16 protein-coding genes are annotated in these 19,827 nt (G+C 45.2%); 6 read left to right on the top strand and 10 right to left on the bottom strand.

Annotation, left to right across the window (positions count from 1 at the left end; all coding sequences use genetic code 11):
- Nucleotides 1-773 (bottom strand): quinol dehydrogenase ferredoxin subunit NapH (gene napH / locus R7O12_RS22625; RefSeq protein ID WP_318126416.1); only part of this gene is annotated, 773 nt, incomplete at its 3' end.
- Nucleotides 773-1,543: a ferredoxin-type protein NapG gene (gene napG, locus R7O12_RS22620; RefSeq protein ID WP_005383947.1), complete on the bottom strand. Its 771-nt coding sequence runs from the start codon at nucleotides 1,541-1,543 to the stop codon at nucleotides 773-775. The genes napG and napH, both read right to left, overlap by 1 nt.
- Nucleotides 1,544-1,938: 395 nt before the next feature.
- Between napG and R7O12_RS22615 the strand changes: the two genes are divergently transcribed.
- Nucleotides 1,939-2,439, top strand: a complete 501-nt coding sequence (locus tag R7O12_RS22615) for a GNAT family N-acetyltransferase (protein WP_017820512.1) — start codon at nucleotides 1,939-1,941, stop codon at nucleotides 2,437-2,439.
- Between the two features lie 46 nt (nucleotides 2,440-2,485).
- Here the strand turns inward: R7O12_RS22615 and R7O12_RS22610 are convergent, their stop codons facing one another.
- Together R7O12_RS22610 and R7O12_RS22605 are read right to left on the bottom strand one after the other, a co-directional pair.
- Nucleotides 2,486-3,463, bottom strand: a complete 978-nt coding sequence (locus R7O12_RS22610) for a phosphotransferase (RefSeq protein WP_132936476.1) — start codon at nucleotides 3,461-3,463, stop codon at nucleotides 2,486-2,488.
- Nucleotides 3,460-3,735 (bottom strand): GNAT family N-acetyltransferase, encoded by a 276-nt coding sequence (locus R7O12_RS22605; RefSeq protein WP_005375124.1) that lies wholly within the window; start codon nucleotides 3,733-3,735, stop codon nucleotides 3,460-3,462. The genes R7O12_RS22610 and R7O12_RS22605 overlap by 4 nt, the downstream gene beginning before the upstream one ends.
- 127 nt (nucleotides 3,736-3,862) lie before the next feature.
- On the opposite strand from R7O12_RS22605, the gene R7O12_RS22600 reads away from it, so the two are divergent.
- Entirely contained in the window at nucleotides 3,863-4,609 is a 747-nt protein-coding gene (locus R7O12_RS22600) for a flagellar brake protein (RefSeq protein WP_042521645.1), read from the top strand.
- A gap of 124 nt (nucleotides 4,610-4,733) precedes the next feature.
- Here R7O12_RS22600 and R7O12_RS22595 read toward each other — a convergent pair whose 3' ends face one another.
- From R7O12_RS22595 to R7O12_RS22585, 3 genes are all read right to left on the bottom strand, one after another.
- Complete coding sequence (locus tag R7O12_RS22595; RefSeq protein WP_017635483.1) at nucleotides 4,734-5,693, bottom strand: porin; 960 nt, start codon at nucleotides 5,691-5,693, stop codon at nucleotides 4,734-4,736.
- Between the two features lie 397 nt (nucleotides 5,694-6,090).
- Nucleotides 6,091-7,719 carry a methyl-accepting chemotaxis protein gene (locus R7O12_RS22590; protein WP_318126415.1) on the bottom strand — a complete coding sequence of 543 codons (1,629 nt, stop codon included), beginning with the start codon at nucleotides 7,717-7,719 and terminating at the stop codon, nucleotides 6,091-6,093.
- A gap of 293 nt (nucleotides 7,720-8,012) precedes the next feature.
- Nucleotides 8,013-10,373 (bottom strand): Lon protease family protein, encoded by a 2,361-nt coding sequence (locus tag R7O12_RS22585; protein ID WP_047102346.1) that lies wholly within the window; start codon nucleotides 10,371-10,373, stop codon nucleotides 8,013-8,015.
- Nucleotides 10,374-10,560: 187 nt separating this feature from the next.
- Between R7O12_RS22585 and R7O12_RS22580 the strand changes: the two genes are divergently transcribed.
- Both R7O12_RS22580 and R7O12_RS22575 read left to right on the top strand, forming a co-directional pair.
- Entirely contained in the window at nucleotides 10,561-11,058 is a 498-nt protein-coding gene (locus R7O12_RS22580; RefSeq protein ID WP_005375116.1) for a hypothetical protein, read from the top strand.
- An 85-nt stretch (nucleotides 11,059-11,143) separates the two neighbouring features.
- The gene (locus tag R7O12_RS22575) at nucleotides 11,144-12,775 is read left to right on the top strand and encodes an ABC transporter ATP-binding protein (protein ID WP_318126413.1); all 1,632 of its coding nucleotides are present in this window, start codon (nucleotides 11,144-11,146) and stop codon (nucleotides 12,773-12,775) included.
- A 241-nt stretch (nucleotides 12,776-13,016) separates the two neighbouring features.
- Here R7O12_RS22575 and R7O12_RS22570 read toward each other — a convergent pair whose 3' ends face one another.
- Both R7O12_RS22570 and R7O12_RS22565 read right to left on the bottom strand, forming a co-directional pair.
- Nucleotides 13,017-15,050 carry a prolyl oligopeptidase family serine peptidase gene (locus tag R7O12_RS22570; RefSeq protein WP_318126412.1) on the bottom strand — a complete coding sequence of 678 codons (2,034 nt, stop codon included), beginning with the start codon at nucleotides 15,048-15,050 and terminating at the stop codon, nucleotides 13,017-13,019.
- Nucleotides 15,051-15,170: 120 nt separating this feature from the next.
- Nucleotides 15,171-16,070, bottom strand: coding sequence for a LysR family transcriptional regulator (locus R7O12_RS22565; RefSeq protein ID WP_005375112.1), 900 nt, complete (start codon nucleotides 16,068-16,070; stop codon nucleotides 15,171-15,173).
- A gap of 162 nt (nucleotides 16,071-16,232) precedes the next feature.
- Between R7O12_RS22565 and R7O12_RS22560 the strand changes: the two genes are divergently transcribed.
- Both R7O12_RS22560 and lldD read left to right on the top strand, forming a co-directional pair.
- Nucleotides 16,233-17,924 (top strand): L-lactate permease, encoded by a 1,692-nt coding sequence (locus R7O12_RS22560; protein ID WP_005375111.1) that lies wholly within the window; start codon nucleotides 16,233-16,235, stop codon nucleotides 17,922-17,924.
- Between the two features lie 314 nt (nucleotides 17,925-18,238).
- Entirely contained in the window at nucleotides 18,239-19,378 is a 1,140-nt protein-coding gene (gene lldD / locus R7O12_RS22555) for an FMN-dependent L-lactate dehydrogenase LldD (protein WP_005375110.1), read from the top strand.
- Nucleotides 19,379-19,468: 90 nt separating this feature from the next.
- On the opposite strand, the gene R7O12_RS22550 is transcribed toward lldD, so the two are convergent.
- Nucleotides 19,469-19,816 carry a helix-turn-helix domain-containing protein gene (locus R7O12_RS22550; RefSeq protein WP_005375109.1) on the bottom strand — a complete coding sequence of 116 codons (348 nt, stop codon included), beginning with the start codon at nucleotides 19,814-19,816 and terminating at the stop codon, nucleotides 19,469-19,471.
- Nucleotides 19,817-19,827 lie beyond the last annotated feature (11 nt).

Here is a 19,827-nt window from a genome sequence, read left to right as displayed (position 1 = left end):
ATGCAGTTTTGATCCATAACTCGACGATCTCCCTCTTTCAAAGGCTGCCGAAGCACTTCTGGTTCTGGGCAAATGTAAAAGCAATCCATGCATTTGGTGCAATCTTCGCGCCGAACAGCAGTAACGCGCAACAGGCTTTTTCGGCCTATCACGCCATAGGTAGCCCCCAGTGGACATAAGTGCCCACACCACCCATGCTCAACCAAGAGTAAATCCAACACAAACACTAGGGCGATTAGCACCCAACCTGCGCCCATACCAAACACCAACCCGCGATGCAGTGCCGCAACTGGATCTAACCATGTCCAAAGAATCGCGCCAGATAGCGCACTGCCCAACATCAAAACAGGGATCAGCCAATAACGAATCATGGGAGACCAACGATAGCTCGCTTTAATGTTGAACTTTCGACGCAACCACGCCGCCAAGTCTGTCACGATGTTCAACGGGCACACCCAAGCACAAAATGCGCGCGGCGCCAAAATCGCGTAAAACGCAACGACAATCACTACGCCTAACAACGCATTAAACTCCGGAACATGCCCTGTCGCCAAAGCTTGAAGCACAATTAACGGGTCACTTAACGGCACGGTATCGAGCAACATACTTGATGACAGATTACCAGTTAGAATTCCCAGCGTCGGCCCAGCCATAAACAGCGCAATGATGGTGAACTGACATAGCCGACGTAAAATCAAAAACCGATGCGCGCGCCACCAACCAAGCTTTTCAAGCGCTTCTTTGCCAGCATTTTGAGCTAAATTCTTTGCCATTACTTACCTCCTTTTAGCGATTCAAGCGCACCTTCCGGTACAGGCGTCTCACTAGGGAGGATATTTTCGAGTGGTTTGTCGATCTCTTTCCAACCAAAATTGTAGTGGCTGCCCACTTTGCCTTTCGCCAAATCCGTCGGGACGACTTTAATAGCAGCGACATCCAACACGCACGCTTGTTCACACTTACCGCATCCGGTACACACTTCGGAATTCACTGTTGGGATAAGTTTGGCGTGATAACCGGTTCGGTCGTTGTGAACCATCTCTAATGTGATGGCTTCATCAATCAGCGGACAAACGCGATAACAAACGTCGCATCGTAACCCTTGCCAGTTAAGGCAAGTTTCATGGTCAATAAGAACCGCTGTACCCATTCGAGCATCATCAATATCGGTTAGTTTCGGATCCAGCGCCCCACTCGGACAAGCGACAACACAAGGAATGTCTTCGCACATTTCGCAGGGAATATCGCGTGCAGTAAAGTAAGGTGAGCCAGTCGCGACGGGTGAAAGTAATGTCGCAAGTTTCAAGGTATCGTAAGGACATGCCTGAACACACAAGCCACATCGAATACAAGCTGATTCGAAATCGCCTTCCGGCAGTGCACCAGGCGGACGAATAGGCACACCTTTGGTTTCTCGAGCTTGGCTTTGTAGCGATTGTAAGCCCAATACACACGCAGCTGCGCCAACACCAGCCGCAGTTCGAGCTGTATCACGCAAAAATCGGCGCCGACTTTGCGATATTTTAGACTGAGAGGATTTCATGCTATTTCCTCAACAAAACTCCCTTATCAAGTTAAGCATAAATAGCCCTAAACGTGTCGTTTCCCTATACCTCATAGGAGGTAACCCCATCCTCTATTGATTCAAGTCAACTGACGCACAGTGCCGTCGTCACAGTTTGACTAAATGCGTTTATTTACTGCGACATGAAATTCACCACGATACTCTGCAGTACGCGCCATTCTCAGTACAATAATTCAACACCTTTGCAATCTACTCGCTCAATTCGATGATAAATCACTACTAAAAATTCAAAAAATGACATCATAACAAGCTAATTTAAAAGGCATTTATCCATTAAACATAAAAAAACACTATCCAAATAAGAAAACTGTGGTTAGATTAAAAATTAAAACTAAAAAGCGAAGGAGAGAGGCATGGAAATTATCGTACGTCCAACGACCGTCGAAGACGCAGCGGCACTCGTAGAAATCTATTCACAACCAAAAGCACAACGTGAAACCCTGCAACTCCCAAAGCCTTCGCTCGCGATGTGGGTGGAAAGATTGTCAAACATACCTGATGGTGTTTATAGCTATGTCGCTGAAATTGATGGTAAAGTCGTCGGAAATATTGGCTTTCACCACTCTCTACGTCCAAGAACGATGCACACGGCATCGTTTGGCATCGGAGTACATGATAGTTTCCACGGACTCGGTATTGGTAGCAAATTGATAGAAACAGTCACTGAACTAGCAGATAACTGGTTAAATGTGAGAAGAATTCAGATAGAGGTCAATGCCGATAACGACGCCGCCATTGGGCTTTATAAAAAGCATGGATTTCAAATTGAGGGTGAAGCGATTGACGGTTCCTTCCGTGATGGTGAATTCATCAATACCTATTACATGGCGCGCATCAGACCAGGCCAAAGATAAAACAAAGCCTCCTACTAATTGGAGGCTTTTCTTTTTAAACTTCGACTCACTTTCGTAAGTAAGCCAACGCTCTGCGAGTCAATGCTTCTGTGTAGGGATTGATCTTCCAGTGGTCGGGACTCCAACCTTTCACAAATCGCTGAAAGTCTGCCCAAGCCACAGCAAACAAAGGACGCCACTCACGCTCGACTTCATTAGGGTCAAGATTCGGTTGATAGACAATTAGCGCGTGTTGCAACTGAGCAAAATACGTATCCAAAACCCAAACTTCCATCTCTGCACAACGTTCTGGCTTAACGGCGCTACTCATAAACAGTGCCACATCTTTCATTGCACACCCACATCCAACGTATTGAAAGTCAACCGCAACAACGCTTGATTCTTCTTCATCAAAACAGAAGTTCGCCAATTTGGCATCACCGTGTACTAGTGTTTTAAACTTAGCTTGCGAAAGCGTTTGATCAATCAATTGAGCCGCATTTTGTAGCTCAGTGTCTTGCAATGCTTCAAGCTCGTCGGGTCTGGTTGCTAAGTGCCAGTATGTTCCGGTATGCCACAACTTATCCGAACGAACATCGATGTATCGCGCATGAAAGTTCGCCAACCAAGTGAGGCAGGCTTGTAGATGCTCTAGCTGTGCATCTGTGATGACTTTTGGAAAGCCCACCTCGGCGAGATCTTCCATCACAATGAGCCATTCATTCTCCGATTGGAACGTTTTTAGACCTTGTGGTACTCGGCAGCGAGTATCCACCCCTCCGGAAAAATACTCATACCAATTCACTTCCACCTGATAAGAGTGCAACTTTCTTTGATGAGAACGGTCCGTATTCCAGCCTCTAGGATGCTCTGAAGGCTTAGGGAGTTTTACATGCTTAATGATCACTGAACCAGTAGAATAAGTAACTCGGACTAACTCCCCATAGCCTCCCCATAGCGATTGTATGACTTCTACAGAGCGGTAATTACCGAGATTGAGTTCCTGGCCAATATTTTGGTAGCGTTGGTGGTTGTTACTCATCATGTGAGCAGATGTGACCACGTTTGGTTCTTCTCCATGTAGTGAATAACATATGGGCAAACTGGTTTGATTTGATAACCGAGTGACTCAATTTCTGGCAACACCGCTTCCATCATCACTTTTCCGTACCCCTTACCTCGCAGTGCTTCAGGAACAACCGTTGATGTAATGTGCATGACATTACCCTTAAGCTGATAAATCACCTTGGCTTTATAACCCTGCTCTAAATCAACCCAGAATGTACTATTCGTGGTCTCATGAGTTACTTTATGCATATCTTGCTCTCTAATTTTTGTTACAGATTGATTGAATCAAACTATATCACTGAATAAAATCGATACCATGCGAGAGTGCTGCTTCGCCTCACGCGATTACCTTCTTACATCAGGTACGACAATTATAATGAGAAATATGAGCCCAATTGCCAGAGACGGCAAGCTACCTCTGCAAAGCAAGAAGGCACCAGAACGTCAGGCAAGTACATTAAATAGCACCGATGCAATGGCAATGGTCGAACACGGCAGTGAAGTGAGCTTAAACGTCACCACCCCCGTTGGTACAAAGTTTATTACAACCAGCACATTTGTTGGCTGTCACTCAAATAATACTGCATTGATAGAGGTTCCGAACATCTCCGATGAAGACTTGAAGTTCTATTTTCAAGAAGGCTTTTGGATCAATGTAAAAGCCTACTCTCATCGAGGTGAAGGGGCCGTTATCCCATTTCGGGCCCAATTACAGCATCGACTAGGCGATCCGTACCCAATTTTGGTGCTAGACCTACCCAACACTATGCAGGTCTTTCAGCTTCGCAAAGAAGTGCGTTACGAAGTAAATTTGAGAGCGCGTGTTTGTTTAGAAGCCTATCGAACTGAATGCGAAATAAGAGATTTATCTCGTAGTGGCTGTCGTTTTGTAACATCACCAATGAGCCGACCACTTCAGGTTGGTGACCACGTTTCATTGGATCTAACGATGCCCGGAGAAAGTCGTATGCTAGCGCCGTTGCGAGGTCGTATTTGTAATTTACAAAAATCAACGCATTATGCTCGCTACGGAATGGAGTTTGATGAGGTTGGTAAAAACAACGCTAAAAACCTCCTCAGTCACCTCAAATTTGATGGGACTAAGCTCACACTAAAAAGATAGATTTGATAACCCCTATCGCTTATCAAGAAGCTTTGAAGTGCTAGAAAACAAGAAACCCCTTACTTTTCAGTAAGGGGTTTTTATTTACTAAGAATAAGGCAGTATCTTAGATAAGAGTCATGACTTAGAAGTCGTAACGTAGACCTAGCGCTAGCTCATCTTTTTCAGCCGCGCCTTCGTTATCCATTAGATCGAAGTTGTATGATGCGTAGCCACGGAAGTTAGGCTTGAAGTAGTAAGTTACATCAACAGCTAGGTTTTCTACAGTATCTGCGTCTTCTAGTTCACCTTTGTTGAACGTAGAAGTGAATACAGTTTGACCCATAGTGTAAGCAGCGGCTAGTTCGTAGCCTTTGTAATCAAAAGTCTTACCTGCAACATCCATATCCGCGCCAGTGTAGTTACCAGCGAAGTAGAAGTCACCTACAGAGTATGCAGCTACCAGCATGAACTCATCGTTGTCGTTTTGATCTGCGTAACCAGCACCTAGTTCAAAACCAGTGTTAGCAAACGCGTAAACACCAGATAGAGAGAAGCCATCTTCCTCGTTGTCTGTAAAGCCTTGTGCATCTGTTGTGCGATCAGCAAAACGGTAGCTTGCGCGTACAGCTAGTTGCTCGAATTGGCCTTTGTAAGACAGCATGTTATCTGTACGGTCAGAAACAGGCAGTTTAAGTGCTGCTGTGTTACCGTGGTAAGCCATAATGTCAGTAAAGTCAGTAAGAACCACTAGTGCGCCGTCGTTTTTACCGTAAGTTACTTCACCGTATTTGCCACCCAGACCCGCATAAGCGTAACGAGTTTCAAGATCACTATTGTTATCTACGGCACCTTCTTCTTTTGTTTTGAACTCACCTTCCCAAAAACCAACGCCGTATAGGTTTTCATTGATTTCCTGTTTGCCTAGGAAGTTAAGACGGATGCGAGTACGGTCTTCTGCCTTACCATCCATCATAGAAAGACGCGCTTCAGCGCGGCCGCCCATCTCAAGAGAAGTGCCATCTTGGTTGTATAGTTCTGAAGCGACAACTTGAGATCCTGATGCCATTAGCGCCACTGCTACAGCTAAAGTTTTTAATTTCATTGTTATTTTCCATATCATTGTTTTATATGTGCTTTCTCACCAGAAAAACAGGACTTTTCTGTACCAACGAGAAAACTGGCGGCATAGTAGCAGCTGTTATTTTTCACGCAACGTGTTGAATAAACAGCGCTTATAGAAGAAAACACCACTTAAAATGACGATATGAATACCTCTCAACCATCAAGTTATCGGTTGAGTTAAAAAAAATGTTCGCGTCAAAAAAAAATTGACGAAAAAAATGTAAAAACAATATCACAAAACGTGATATTGCCCGCAAAAAAATATTGTTAACTGACTGTTTTAGATAGACTTATTGATAATAAATCCGATTATTACAAACAAAAAAATCCCTGAGCATTCACTCAGGGATTTAGAGATTTGATAAGTAGATGATGAATTAAAGCTTAAAGAAACTTAATTGCTCTTTCTGCTTCTCTGCAAGTAAAGAAAGCTCAGTACTCGCACTTGCACTCTGGCTGATGCCCGCTACGTTTTGGTTTACAAGCTCCGACATGTTAACCACGTTGCGATTGATATCTTGAGTAACTTGAGACTGCTCTTCGGCTGCGGTTGCTACTTGCGTGTTTGAATCGTTGATGTTGGCGACCGACTCGGTAATTCCAACCAACGCCTCATTCATTTGTTGCGTCAGCTCGTTGTTGCGGCTAAGCATATCAAGGCTGACTTGCATACTGTCATTCGCAAGCCCAGACTGCGCTTGAAGCTCTTCAATGATCGTTTGGATCTCTTGTGTCGAGTCTTGAGTACGCGCTGCTAGCATGCGTACTTCATCAGCTACTACCGCAAAACCACGACCAGACTCACCAGCTCGCGCCGCTTCAATCGCAGCATTCAATGCTAGCAAGTTGGTCTGCTCAGATACGCCGCGAATCACTTCAATAACATCGTTGATCTGTACAGATTGCTCTTTTAGACGCAAAACAACTTGCGCTGCATCGTTCAATGCTTGAGACATTTGCGCACTTGCTTCCGCACTTTCTTGGAAGATAGCCAAACCTGATTGAGCAAGTCCATCAGCTTCACGCGCGGTTGCGTCAGCAGAGGTCGCGTTATCACTCACATTATTCGCAGTGCTTGCAAGCTCGTTAACCGCAGATGCAACTTGCTCGATCTCCGCCAACTCTTGTTGAGCGTTCGCTTCCGCTTGCGTCATTACTGCAGCTAATTCGGTCGATGCAGATGCAACTTCCTCACTAATACGGGTTAACTGGTCCACAGTGTTGTATAACTGCTCTGCGGTTTGGTTTACATCTTTGCTCAGCTTAGAGATCTCATTGTCCCCATCGACATCTGCACGTACTGATAGATTACCCATTGCTAACTGACGCATCACTTCTTGCAGCTTTTGGATTGGTGTAACAATCATGCCAGATAGGAACCAAGCGCCTATCAATGAGAAAGCAAATACCGCTAAAACCGTCAACATAGCGTTATTTTGCACACGTTCATTTTGCTGATGACTTCTGATAGTAGATTGTTCAGCTTGCTCGTTTACATGCTTTGATAGCGTGTTAATTTGTTGGACCATTTCTCGGCCAACATTGCGATACTCTTTGACAAATGCACGGTACTCGCTATCCGATTTCAAACCTTGATCGTATTGGTTGAAGAAATCAACTGAGCGCTCTGAATATCGCACATAGGATTCAATTGCTTGGCGAACTTTAACGGCATCGTCACGGAATAGGTTTCGGGCTTCAATTGCGCTTAAATCGGCATCAACTTGCTTTAAGCCTTCTTTCAATTCGGTTAGAAAATTCTCACGACGAGAAGCATCGTAAATAGCGTAAACCGCGCTTATGCGCAGAGGGTAAATTTGGTCGTCAATACTCGCCAATGTGTCTTTGTGAAAAACCAAAGATTCTTGGTTGGAAGCAATAACACCTTGCTCTGCTTGAAGATTGTTTTTAGTAATCCAAAGAGCAATAAACAAAACAATCGCGGTAAATAATACCGGAACCAAAATTTGCGTTCGTACTGACAAATTTTTCAGTGATAACTGCATGACAGGGCCTCAGTTGTATGCGTGATGTCTATATCCAAACAAACTCGAGCAGTGCCTATAACAACGTTACTTTTCGGCAGTTTGAATATCTATGCTTCCTTGCGACGGGATAAATCCCAGACGAATAAACAAGTGGCGAATATTAGAGGTCGATCACACTTTTGTCTAGTGCAAAAACTCTCCATTTTCAATCTGTTATTGACAATATCCCGACAGTGGCGTCGGGATATTGTCGTTATGATAAATTATGTTCACTTATGATGAGATACATTCACATTTAGGACGGTTTTAGCCTATTTTCTCAACGAATTGAGCTTAGCTTGAGCAAGGCCAAAAATAGTATCGATTGGATAAGAACCTTCATCGGTTGGCTCACCAGCAACTTTCCCCGTAAACAATTCGATAGCTTCAGTAACATGGTCAATCGCCCAAATATTAAACTCGCCTTTTTCGACTGCTTTCACGATGTCGGAACGAAGCATTAGATTGTGAACATTAGAGCGCGGAATAATGACCCCCTGCCCGTCATGACGACCTTTAATTACACACACATCATAAAATCCTTCGATCTTTTCGTTTACGCCACCAATAGGCTGAGCTTGACCAAATTGATTCATCGACCCTGTTATCGCAATGTCTTGTCGGTTTGGTTGCTTTGAAAAAGCAGACACAACCGCACATAACTCAGCCATGCTGGCACTATCACCATCAACACCACCGTAAGATTGCTCAAAGGTAATGGTTGTCGTTAATGGCACTCGTGCCGTTTTACCAAATACGGAAGATAAGTAGGCAGACAAAATCATTACGCCCTTAGAGTGAATACTGCCACCCAAATCCACGCTGCGCTCGATATCGATAACATCCCCATCACCGTAACACGTCGTCGCTGTGATGCGATTCGGTGCACCAAACATGTAGTCACTAGTGCTCAATACCGAAAGTGCGTTCACTTGGCCTACGGCTTCTCCTTCGGTGCGAATCAGCGTTGTGCCGTTAATAAAGGTTTCCATTACGTTATCGCGTAATCGGCTTACTCGCATTTCTTGGTTATTGAGCGCCTCTTCAACATGCCCAATACGGATCATGTTAGAGTTAGCTTGACGAGCCACGTAGTTCGACTCTCGAAGCAAGTTGGCGATATTAGCCGAATGTAGAGATAGCTTGGATTGGTCGCCAGACAAACGTGAGCTGTATTCGATGATCCGAGCAATGGCTTTGCGATCGCAATGCAACATATTGTTGTCATGCACCACGCTAGAGATAAAGCGCGCGTAATGCAGCTCAGACTCCGGCGTACGTTTCATTTCGTCTTCGAAATCTGCCGTCACACGGAACAACTCGCTGAACTCTGGATCGTAATGTTGGAGTAATTGGTAAGTTCGGTAATCACCAAATAAGATAATTTTGATATCAAGCGGAATCGGTTCAGGATCGAGTGATACCGCCCCCGTCAATGTGACTTCTTTTTCTAGAGACGTAAAACTCAATTGACGAGCACGCAATGCGCGCTTCAAACCATCCCAAACGTAAGGCTGTTCAAGTACTTTCTGAGCATCCATTAATAGAACGCCGCCATTCGCCTTATGCAAGCTCCCTGCGCGAATCAGCGAGAAGTCGGTAAACACCGTTCCCTTGAAAGTGGCAGTCTCAATCGACCCGAAGAGTGAATGATAGTTGGGATTTTCTTCAACAACGATAGGAAATTCGCTGCTTTTACGGCTTACCAAGACGTTCACTTTATAACGACGTGGCAATTTTTTATCCAAGGATGCCGTCGCAATTTCGCCTTGCTCGCCACTTTGGTCAAGGAAGATATCTGCGTTTTCAACAATATCTTTTTGCAGCTCAGTTAAGTAGGTTTTGATTTCGGAATATTGCGCGTAATCCACTTTGAGTTTTTTGATGAAGTGAGTAATCACATCAAGCGTCACTTCATCATTGAGCTTTTTGATTTTATCGCTGTATGTCTCTTCCCACTCCGTAAGCTCACGAACCATCGAGCGCAATCGCACTTCGAGTTCATCAATAGCATCGCTGAATTGCTCTTGTTCTTTTTTGCTTAGTACATCAAAAGACTCTTCCGTATGAAGCTCATCACCGTTCATGGCGACAAACTGATAATCCCCCTGTGTAGTCAGTGTTAGGCTGATGCCTTTTTCTTTTGCCTCTCGGCTAATACGATCCAGCTCGTTTTGTTGCTTAGCTGCCAATTGATTTTTTAATCGCTCAGCGCGGCTAAAGTACATTTCATTGTCGAATGCTAGGGGTAAAGCATTCAATAATTTGCCCATTAAAGCTTCAATATCAACACGTAGCTTATTTCCGATACCACAAGGCAGCTTTAATACCTTTGGTGTACGGGTATCCTCAAAGTTCGCAACGTAACACCAATCAAACAGGGCTGCTGCATCGTGCTGGTGACGATTCAGATAGCGCAAGATCATGGTGCGTTTACCTAGCCCATTCTGACCAATGGCGTAGATGTTATACCCTTTCTCTTTGATGGACATCGCAAACTCGACCGCTTTTTGCGCGCGCTCTTGGCCCACGATTTCATCAATTGGAGGTAACTCCTTGGTCGACTTACATGGCATATTCTCTAGATCTGCTACAGAATATAGCTGCTTAGCTTTCAATCTTAGTATTGCCATATCCACTTCCTTTTTTCTTATTTTCGTTATTTGAGTGTAGAGATTATTTGCTTAATTTTAAGTGATTTACCTTCTACCCTAGATTGATTGGACATTTTATGAACACATAAGTGATATTAACACGCACTTGCAATTGATAATCAATTTCATTTAATATCTAAACAAATCAAATGTTGTGGAGATGGATATGAATATTGAGCAATGCTGGATGCGCTACTTAAAAGCAGAGCAACTGATGGAACAAGGCCATTGGCCAGAAGCTCATCGTTTATATGACGACGTGCTCAACAATCTACCCAACCACATTCATTTAGCGCTAGAAAATGCACAAACTAAACCTTGCCAGTTTGTATGTCTCATTACGGGGCTTAGAGATGCCAGCGTGACGCAATCAGAGATTCTCAACAAACTCGGCTTACAACATGATGCGTTCTCAATACTCAATCAAACTTACGCGCTATTTCAATTTTTGCAGCTAGAGAGCCATGAACTGATTGAGCGCGTAGGTCACCTACTTGGTCAACAGAGCGAAGACTTATTAGCCCACATGGCGGCATTTTGCTCTGCCCAACGTAATGCTCAATGGATGATAGAACTCGAGCACGTAACGCGCGCGCATGAGCAGTTCTTACATTTGCAAGCAATGAGTTCGGCAAAATCTTCGCCTTCTCACCTGTATAATTAATCTAAAGCTCAAGCATTGAGGCCTACTAGGTTTGTGCTGTCCATTGCTTGAGTATCATTTGCTTTATCAACCACAAGGATCTGTGATGTCTTCTAAAACCATTCTTTCGGTGAACAACCTATCAGTCAGCTTTACGACAAACGATGGGATCGTCGATGCAGTAAAGAATGTTAGCTTCAATTTAAAAGCAGGCGAGACGCTGTCCATCGTTGGCGAATCTGGCTCTGGCAAGTCAGTATCAACCAATGCACTGATGAAACTACTGCCAGACAACGCTATTTTGCATGAAAACTCATCCATCATGTTTGAGGGTAGCTCCATCTTGGATAAAACAGAGCGTGAAATGCAAAGTATTCGCGGTGATCGCATTGGCATGATTTTTCAAGAGCCGATGACCTCACTAAACCCGTACATGCGCGTGGGTATCCAAGTCGCTGAGGCCATAATGTGTCACCGCCCGGTCGACAGACGAACAGCAAAAGAAAAGGTGTTAGAGCTGTTTGAATTGGTTCATATGCCAAACCCAGAAAAAGCGTACAACAAGTACCCACACGAATTTTCTGGTGGTCAATTGCAACGTATCATGATTGCGATGGCACTGATTAACGAGCCCGATATTTTGATCGCCGACGAACCAACAACGGCGTTGGATGTCACGGTTCAAGCAGAAGTGTTGCACCTGATTAAAGAAATTCAGGCTCAGATGGGCATGGCAATCCTATTTATTACTCATGACTTAGGCGTCGTAAAACACTTTGCAGACCGTGTCATTGTGATGTGTAAAGGAGAAGTCGTCGAAGAAGGCGAAACGCAAATACTCTTCGAGGACCCAAAGCACGAATATACACGTATGCTAATCAACTCGATTCCTAAAGGCAGTAAGGAGCCTATTAGCGAAAGTGCTACACAGCTTTTAAAGGCCGACGATATACGAGTCAAATTCTTGGTAAAGTCGCATTTTATTGCGAGCAAGAATGAGTACTTCGAAGCGGTAAAAGGCATTTCTCTTGAGCTTAAACAAGGAGAGACCCTCGGGATCGTTGGGGAGTCCGGTTCAGGTAAGTCTACACTCGGCCGAGCTTTGATAGGTCTACTGCCCTCAACTGGCAAAATAGAATATAAAGGCCAAGATATGGCCTTGCTGACAAACAAAGAACGTTTTGAGCTGAAAAAAGACGTTCAGATGGTATTCCAAGACCCTTATGGTTCGCTTTCTCCTCGTATGACTATCGGCGAGATCATCACAGAAGGATTAACTGTCCACCAACCAATGTTGAGTAAAAAAGAACGTATGCAGAAAGCGCGCGACGTGCTCCGTGAGGTCCGCTTAGATCCCGCGTCCATCAACCGTTATCCGCACGAGTTTTCAGGAGGCCAGCGTCAGCGTATTGCTATCGCGCGAGCACTGATCCTTGAACCTTCGTTTATTCTGCTTGATGAGCCAACCTCTGCATTAGACCGCTCGGTGCAACTGACAGTGATTGACCTTCTGAAAGATTTGCAGAAAAAGCATAATATTGGCTACTTGTTTATTAGCCACGATCTATCAGTAGTTAAAGCGCTCTCTGATCGTGTTCTAGTCATGCAAAAAGGCGAGGTCATGGAACAAGGTACAGCCGAAAATATTTTCCAAAACCCTAAAAATGACTACACGAAAAAACTGATAGATGCCTCATTTGATCTTGAAAACAGTGAAAATCAGCACAATGCGGCTTAGGTTCATCACAGTTTCATATTCATAAACTAGGATTAAGAAAAGGTGATAAATTCATCTTGTCTTAAGAATGGCGTAGCTGCCTTTCGGTTTGGCCGCCGAGACTGGTTGGTTCAAGAGTCAGACTTAGTCAACCTGGCTCAAATACTGGCAAACAGTATGAATTGAGTTCCCCCAACCATGAAAAATGCCGCGACACTGTCGCGGCATTTTTTATTCTCAGAAGCTTCGAACAACTAGGGCATTAAATCGACTCAATACCCATATTATGTAACGTAAATGCATACACGTCTGTGGTGAGGTCAATTTGCTTACTCAGCGGCATTCCTGCACCATGACCGGCATTAACATCAATGCGTATCAATACTGGATTAGCGCCTTGCTGTTTGTCTTGCAGCTCCGCAATAAACTTGTACGAATGTGCTGGCACAACTCGGTCGTCGTGATCGGCGGTTGTCACCAAGGTAGCAGGATATTGCACGTTTTCTTTTACATTGTGAACAGGAGAGTAGCCAAGCAAGTATTGGAACATCGCTTCACTTTGCTCCGACGTGCCATAGTCATACTTCCAGCCTTCTCCAGACGTAAACGTGTGGTAACGCAGCATATCAAGCACGCCAACCGCAGGCAGCGCGACTTTGAATAGTTCAGGGCGTTGCGTCATACACGCTCCAACTAACAAACCACCATTAGAACCACCGCGAATCGCTAGGCGATCCGAGCTAGTGTAGTCGTTTTCAATCAGGTATTCCGCCGCCGCAATAAAGTCATCAAACACGTTTTGCTTTTGCTGCTGAGTGCCTGCGTTGTGCCAGGCTTTACCGTATTCACCGCCGCCTCGCATGTTGGCGACAGCGTATATACCACCCAACTCTAGCCAGTTGGCTACATTGCCAGAAAACATTGGAGTGAGGCTGATGTTAAAACCGCCGTAACCATACAACATGGTTGGTGCTCTACCATCAAGTGCAATGCCCTTCTTGTATGAAATGATCATCGGAACTTGCGTGCCGTCTTTTGAGGTGTAAAACACCTGTTTTGATTCATACTCATTACGATCGAACGGTGCCTTTGATTCTTGAAACAGTGTCGATTCACCAGACTCAACATCAAATGAGAAGATCGTCGGAGGCGTCACGTAGTTAGTGAATGTGTAATAAAGTGTGGTTTCTTCTTTTTTACCCGCCAGACCATAAGCCGTGCCTTCTCCCGGCAATTGTACATCTCGAATCCACTCACCTTGGTAGTTAAACTGCTGCACTTTAGAAAGCACATCTACCATATAAGTCGCAAACAGATAACCGCCACCTTTGCTGATTTCTAACGGCTGTTCTTGTTCAGCAATCACGTCAGCCCATTGTTCTGTCTGAGTGTTGTAGCTGACAACTTTGCCATTCGGCGCGTCTAGGTTGGTGTAAAGCAGCAAGGTTGCGTCTTGGCTATCAATTAAGTAGGTGTCGCCTTGCGTTGTATCGCGCAGCGTCACAATTGCTTGGGAGTCAGACTGTAAATCGATATAAAACAGACGATTACCCGATGTAGATTCTGCGCCAGAGATAATGAGGAAGCGATCATCTGTCGTCGTCGTACCAGACACATAACGATGAACTTGCGTATCCAACTCACCGAAAATCACTTTATCTTCAGATTGAGGTGTACCAAGTTCATGATAATAAAGCTTGTGATGCTCAGTTCGAGCTGACAACTCGCTGCCTTGCGGCTTATCGTAGCTTGAGTAATAGAAGCCTTTGCTGCCCAGCCAAGAAATCGACGTAAACTTCGCATCAACAATCTCAGGCTCTAACTGTTCTTTGGTTTCCGTATCAATGACAAAGATCTTACGCCAATCACTGCCCCCTTCCGAGATGGAATACGCAACCAAACGGCAGTCTTTAGAGAAGCTGACTTCGCCAAGAGAGGTCGTGCCCTCTTCGGAGAAAGTATTTGGATCAAGGAAAACCTCGGCTTCTCCCTCGCCTTTACGTCGATACAATACGCTTTGGTTTTGCAAACCGTCGTTTTTGTAGAAGTAGGTGTAGTCACCACGTACAAATGGCTGGGAATATTTTTCGTAGTTTTGACTGTTCGCCACTAAGTCACGGATTTGTTGGCGGTACGGTATCTGACCAAGGAAATCGAAGGTGACCGAATTTTGACCCGAAACCCATTGTGCGGTTTCTTCACTGCGATCATCTTCTAACCAGCGATAAGGGTCGGCAATGTCGTGACCAAAATAAGTGTCCACGACAGAATCTTTACGTGTTTTTGGGTAATGCATAACGTCCGTGTTACTCCGTTGTTTTTATTAAGTTGTTTATCTTCAATCGTTTTATTGCGGTGATTACCTTAGAGCACCCAATTTTGATTTCAACGACATTGTTTTAAATCTATGAAGAACCTAGAAATAATGAGATATCGTTAAGTACCGGTCACGAATGTGCTCAATAAGCAGCTTCACTTTGTTCGGTGGTTGACGAGTAAACGGATACACCGCGTAGATACCCAACTTTTTACCTACTAGTTCAGGAAAAATATCCACCAGTTGGCCATTGCGAATATCATGATACACCAAGCATCGCGGGACGTAAGCTATACCATGGCCGCCCAGAGCGGCTTTACGTAATGCGGTCGCGTTATCAGTAGAAAAGCAGCCCGATACTTTGACGATGTAATTGCCATCTTCTCCTTTAAACTCCCAATCCGTTGCACCTGTGGTTTGGTAAGCGTATTGCAGACAATTGTGCGTGGTGAGATCAATCGGCTCGATCGGTTTCCCATTTTTAGCGATATATGAAGGGGACGCGCATACCACCCATTGGGAATCGAGAATATGTCGTGCGATCAAACTGGAGTCGGCTAGGTAGCCAGTTCGAATGACTAAATCGTAACCATCAGCCACTAAATCGACAAAGCGGTTATCCAATGACATGTCCACAGTCAGACCCGGATGAAGGTTACAAAACTCGGCAACAGCATCAGCAAGTATCAAATCTCCAGAGATACACGGCACGGACATTTTTATATGACCGCTCACATTCTCTCCAAAGCCTGCAACAGCATCCATAGCCTCCTGAGTGGCCTGCTTCACATTTTTAGCACTGTGGAGTAACACCTTACCTGCCTCAGTCAAGGTTAATTTGCGCGTTGTTCGATATAATAGCTGAGCCCCTATTTCTTCCTCCAACCTCGCCATTCTTTTGCTAACTACCGAATTTGTAAGGTTATTTGCCTCTGCAACCTTGCTAAAGCTGCCAAGTTCGATTACTTGAGAAAATAGAATTAAGTCGTCTGCTCTCATACCATTATGTCACTTTTGGAATTAATTATTTTCATTATTTCCCTATATCAACAAAAAATAAAGGAGTAAATTCACGCCAAATTAACAAAACCATTACAACAAAAAGTCACCTCTACAGCGGATTGACACCGTTCGAGAAGTCAGCGTACGAAGGATGTACAAATGAGTGAAACCCTACTTGCCCTAGTGGCATTTTCGCCAATTGTTGTTGCCGCCATCTTATTGGTTGGTCTCAACTGGCCTGCTAAAAAAGCCATGCCTGTTGCGTTCGGTCTAACCGTCGCTATCGCACTTATGTTTTGGGATATGTCAGCCAATCGCGTACTGGCCTCCGTATTCCAAGGACTCGGCATTACTGTCTCTGTTCTATGGATCGTGTTTGGTGCCATCTTCTTGCTCAACACTTTAAAACACACTGGAGCGATCACCACAATCCGTAATGGATTTACCGATATTTCGGCTGACCGCCGTGTACAAGCCATCATCATTGCTTGGTGCTTTGGCTCGTTCATTGAAGGCGCATCTGGGTTCGGTACCCCGGCAGCAATCGCTGCACCACTACTGGTTGCAATCGGCTTTCCTGCGCTAGCCGCTGTCCTTATGGGCATGATGATTCAGTCAACGCCTGTTTCATTCGGCGCGGTAGGCACGCCTATCATCGTAGGTGTAAACAAAGGTTTAGACACCCATAACATCAGTGAGTCGTTGGCCGCACAAGGTGCAACGTGGGAAATGTACCTGCAAGATATCACAGCGCACGTTGCTGTCATTCACGCAGTCGTAGGTACGATGATCCCAGTATTAATGGCGATGATGTTAACACGTTTCTTCGGCAAGAACAGAAGCTGGAGTGAAGGTCTGGATATTCTACCATTTGCACTATTCGCTGGTGTCTCTTTCACCGTTCCATACGCGTTAACCGGTGTTTTCTTAGGTGCAGAGTTCCCTTCACTTATCGGTGGTTTGGTTGGTCTGTCTATCGTTGTTACCGCAGCGAAAAAAGGCTTCTTAGTACCAAAGACTAAGTGGGATTTCGAAAGCGAAGACAAGTGGCCTGCAGAGTGGTTAGGCTCGCTAAAAGTCGATCTAAACGACAATCCGGGCAAGCCAATGAGCATCGTAAAAGCTTGGGTTCCATATGTAATGCTGGCAGTTATTCTCGTCGCAAGCCGCGTAAGCCCTGAGCTGAAAGGCTTTGTACAAAGCGTAAGTTTGTCGTTCAGCAACATTCTTGGTGAGACTGGCGTTAGCGCTGCGATTCAGCCGTTATACCTTCCTGGAGGCATTCTGGTGTTTGTCGCACTACTTGCTGCAATGTTACAAAGCGGTAGTGTAAAGCCATTGCGTGAAGCGTTTGGCGAGTCAAGCAAAACACTGATTGGGGCGGGTTTTGTCTTGGTATTTACCATTCCGATGGTTCGTATCTTTATCAACTCAGGCATCAACGGTGCTGACCTAGCAAGTATGCCCGTCACAACCGCAAACTTCGCCTCTGACCTTGTTGGTTCTGCGTTCCCAGCGCTGAGTGCCACCGTTGGTGCACTGGGTGCGTTCATCGCTGGCTCAAACACGGTATCAAATATGATGTTCAGCCAGTTCCAATTCGAAGTGGCACAAACGTTGTCTATTTCGAGTGTGATTGTTGTATCACTCCAGGCCGTCGGTGCTGCCGCAGGTAACATGATTGCGATTCACAACGTTGTTGCCGCATCAGCCACGGTAGGTTTGCTTGGTCGAGAAGGCGCAACATTGCGTAAGACGATTATCCCTACGTTCTACTACATTGTAATGACAGGCATTATTGGATTGGTGCTGATTTATGGCTTCCAAATGACAGATGTCTTAATGAAGTAACGCGAAACGCAGGGTTTGCAGCCCTGCCTAATTTGACACAGCTGTCTGCACTACTACCCCGACATGTTGATTTAGCTTGCTACATCAATTCCCCCGACAGCTGTGTCACTCTTTCCAGTTTGCATAACTGATTGAGTGATTTAAAAAATTTTTCAACCAATTATGTAAATGGGTTACCAACATCACCGGTTCAAACGTAAGTGAACCATAGGTAACTATACTCATTTTGATGTCTTCACTGCTTTGCGATGAAGGCTCAACGAAAGAGCAAATTGCTCCACAACTTTGCTTAGAATAACCGCTAGGACACCATTATGATTATCTCAGCTTCTACTGACTACCGCGCTGCCGCGAAAGCCAAGCTTCCCCCGTTTCTATTCCATTATATTGATGGCGGCTCTTACGACGAACGCACGCTGAAGCGTAATACTGACGATTTAGGTGATGTCGCTCTTCGCCAACGCGTCCTACGCGATATGACAGATTTGAGCCTCGAAACCGAGATCTTCGGTGAGAAACTGGCAATGCCAATCGCGCTAGCTCCTGTTGGTCTAACTGGTATGTACGCGCGCCGAGGCGAGGTGCAAGCAGCAAAAGCAGCCGAGAAAAAAGGCATCCCATTTACTATGTCGACTGTTTCGGTTTGTCCGATTGAAGAAGTCGCACCTGCAATTGAACGACCAATGTGGTTCCAGCTTTACGTGCTTAAAGACCGTGGCTTTATGAAAAACGTACTTGAGCGTGCAAAAGCAGCAGGCGTAACAACGCTGGTGTTTACCGTTGATATGCCAGTTCCTGGCGCACGTTACCGTGACATGCACTCAGGTATGAGTGGCCCTAACGCGGCCATGCGTCGTGTACTCCAGGCGATGCGCCACCCAAGCTGGGCGCTGGATGTGGGTCTACTTGGTAAACCGCACGACTTAGGTAACATCTCAACTTATCGTGGCGAACCAACAAAGCTAGAAGATTACATCGGCTGGTTAGGCGCAAACTTCGACCCTTCTATCTCCTGGAAAGATCTTGAGTGGATTCGTGATTTTTGGGATGGCCCAATGGTTATCAAAGGCATTCTAGATGAAGAAGACGCGAAAGATGCGGTACGTTTCGGCGCAGATGGCATTGTGGTATCTAACCATGGTGGCCGTCAGTTAGATGGCGTACTTTCAAGTGCTAAAGCACTACCAAGCATTGCGGATGCGGTAAAAGGTGATCTTAAGATCTTCGTAGACTCTGGTATTCGTACTGGTCTTGATGTCGTTCGTATGCTCGCACTTGGTGCAGACTGTACGCTTCTTGGCCGTTCATTTGTGTACGCATTGGCAGCACAAGGCGGAGCAGGCGTTGAAAATCTACTGGATCTGTACGATAAAGAAATGCGTGTAGCAATGACGCTGACTGGCGCTAAGTCTATCGCGGATCTTTCACGCGATTCGCTAGTGAAAATCCCATAATCTTTGCAAGCGAGCAAAACAGAAACGAAAAAACGAGCCAACAGTGGCTCGTTTTTTATTGCTCTTCAACCCGATAATTTGACGAGCAAGCTAGCTAACTTGGTGAACGTACTCGATCACGACTTGGTTTCCGTCGATAAACACGTTACTGATATCGCCATCCACCGTCACACGATTTTGTAAATAAACGGTACCAGATGCAGATAGATCACGCTCCGTCAAAGACGGAATCACCTGACCAGGACGTACATGTAGCTGCTCGCATAGCTGTTTTACAAAACCTAGCGTCAGTGGAGAATTACCACGTAACAAGCCAGAAAACTCGTGTAGACTCAAACCAAGGCGCTTCGCCATTTCCATTTGAGTGATGTGCATTTTGGCTTTTTGTGACATCCAGATGTCGTAGAGCGCGTTTCGATCCAGCTCTGTAAATTCCATATCTGCCTCCG

It is taken from the genome of Vibrio sp. Vb1574 (genome assembly GCF_033338675.1).
This window is presented reverse-complemented; position numbering and strand designations above follow the sequence as displayed.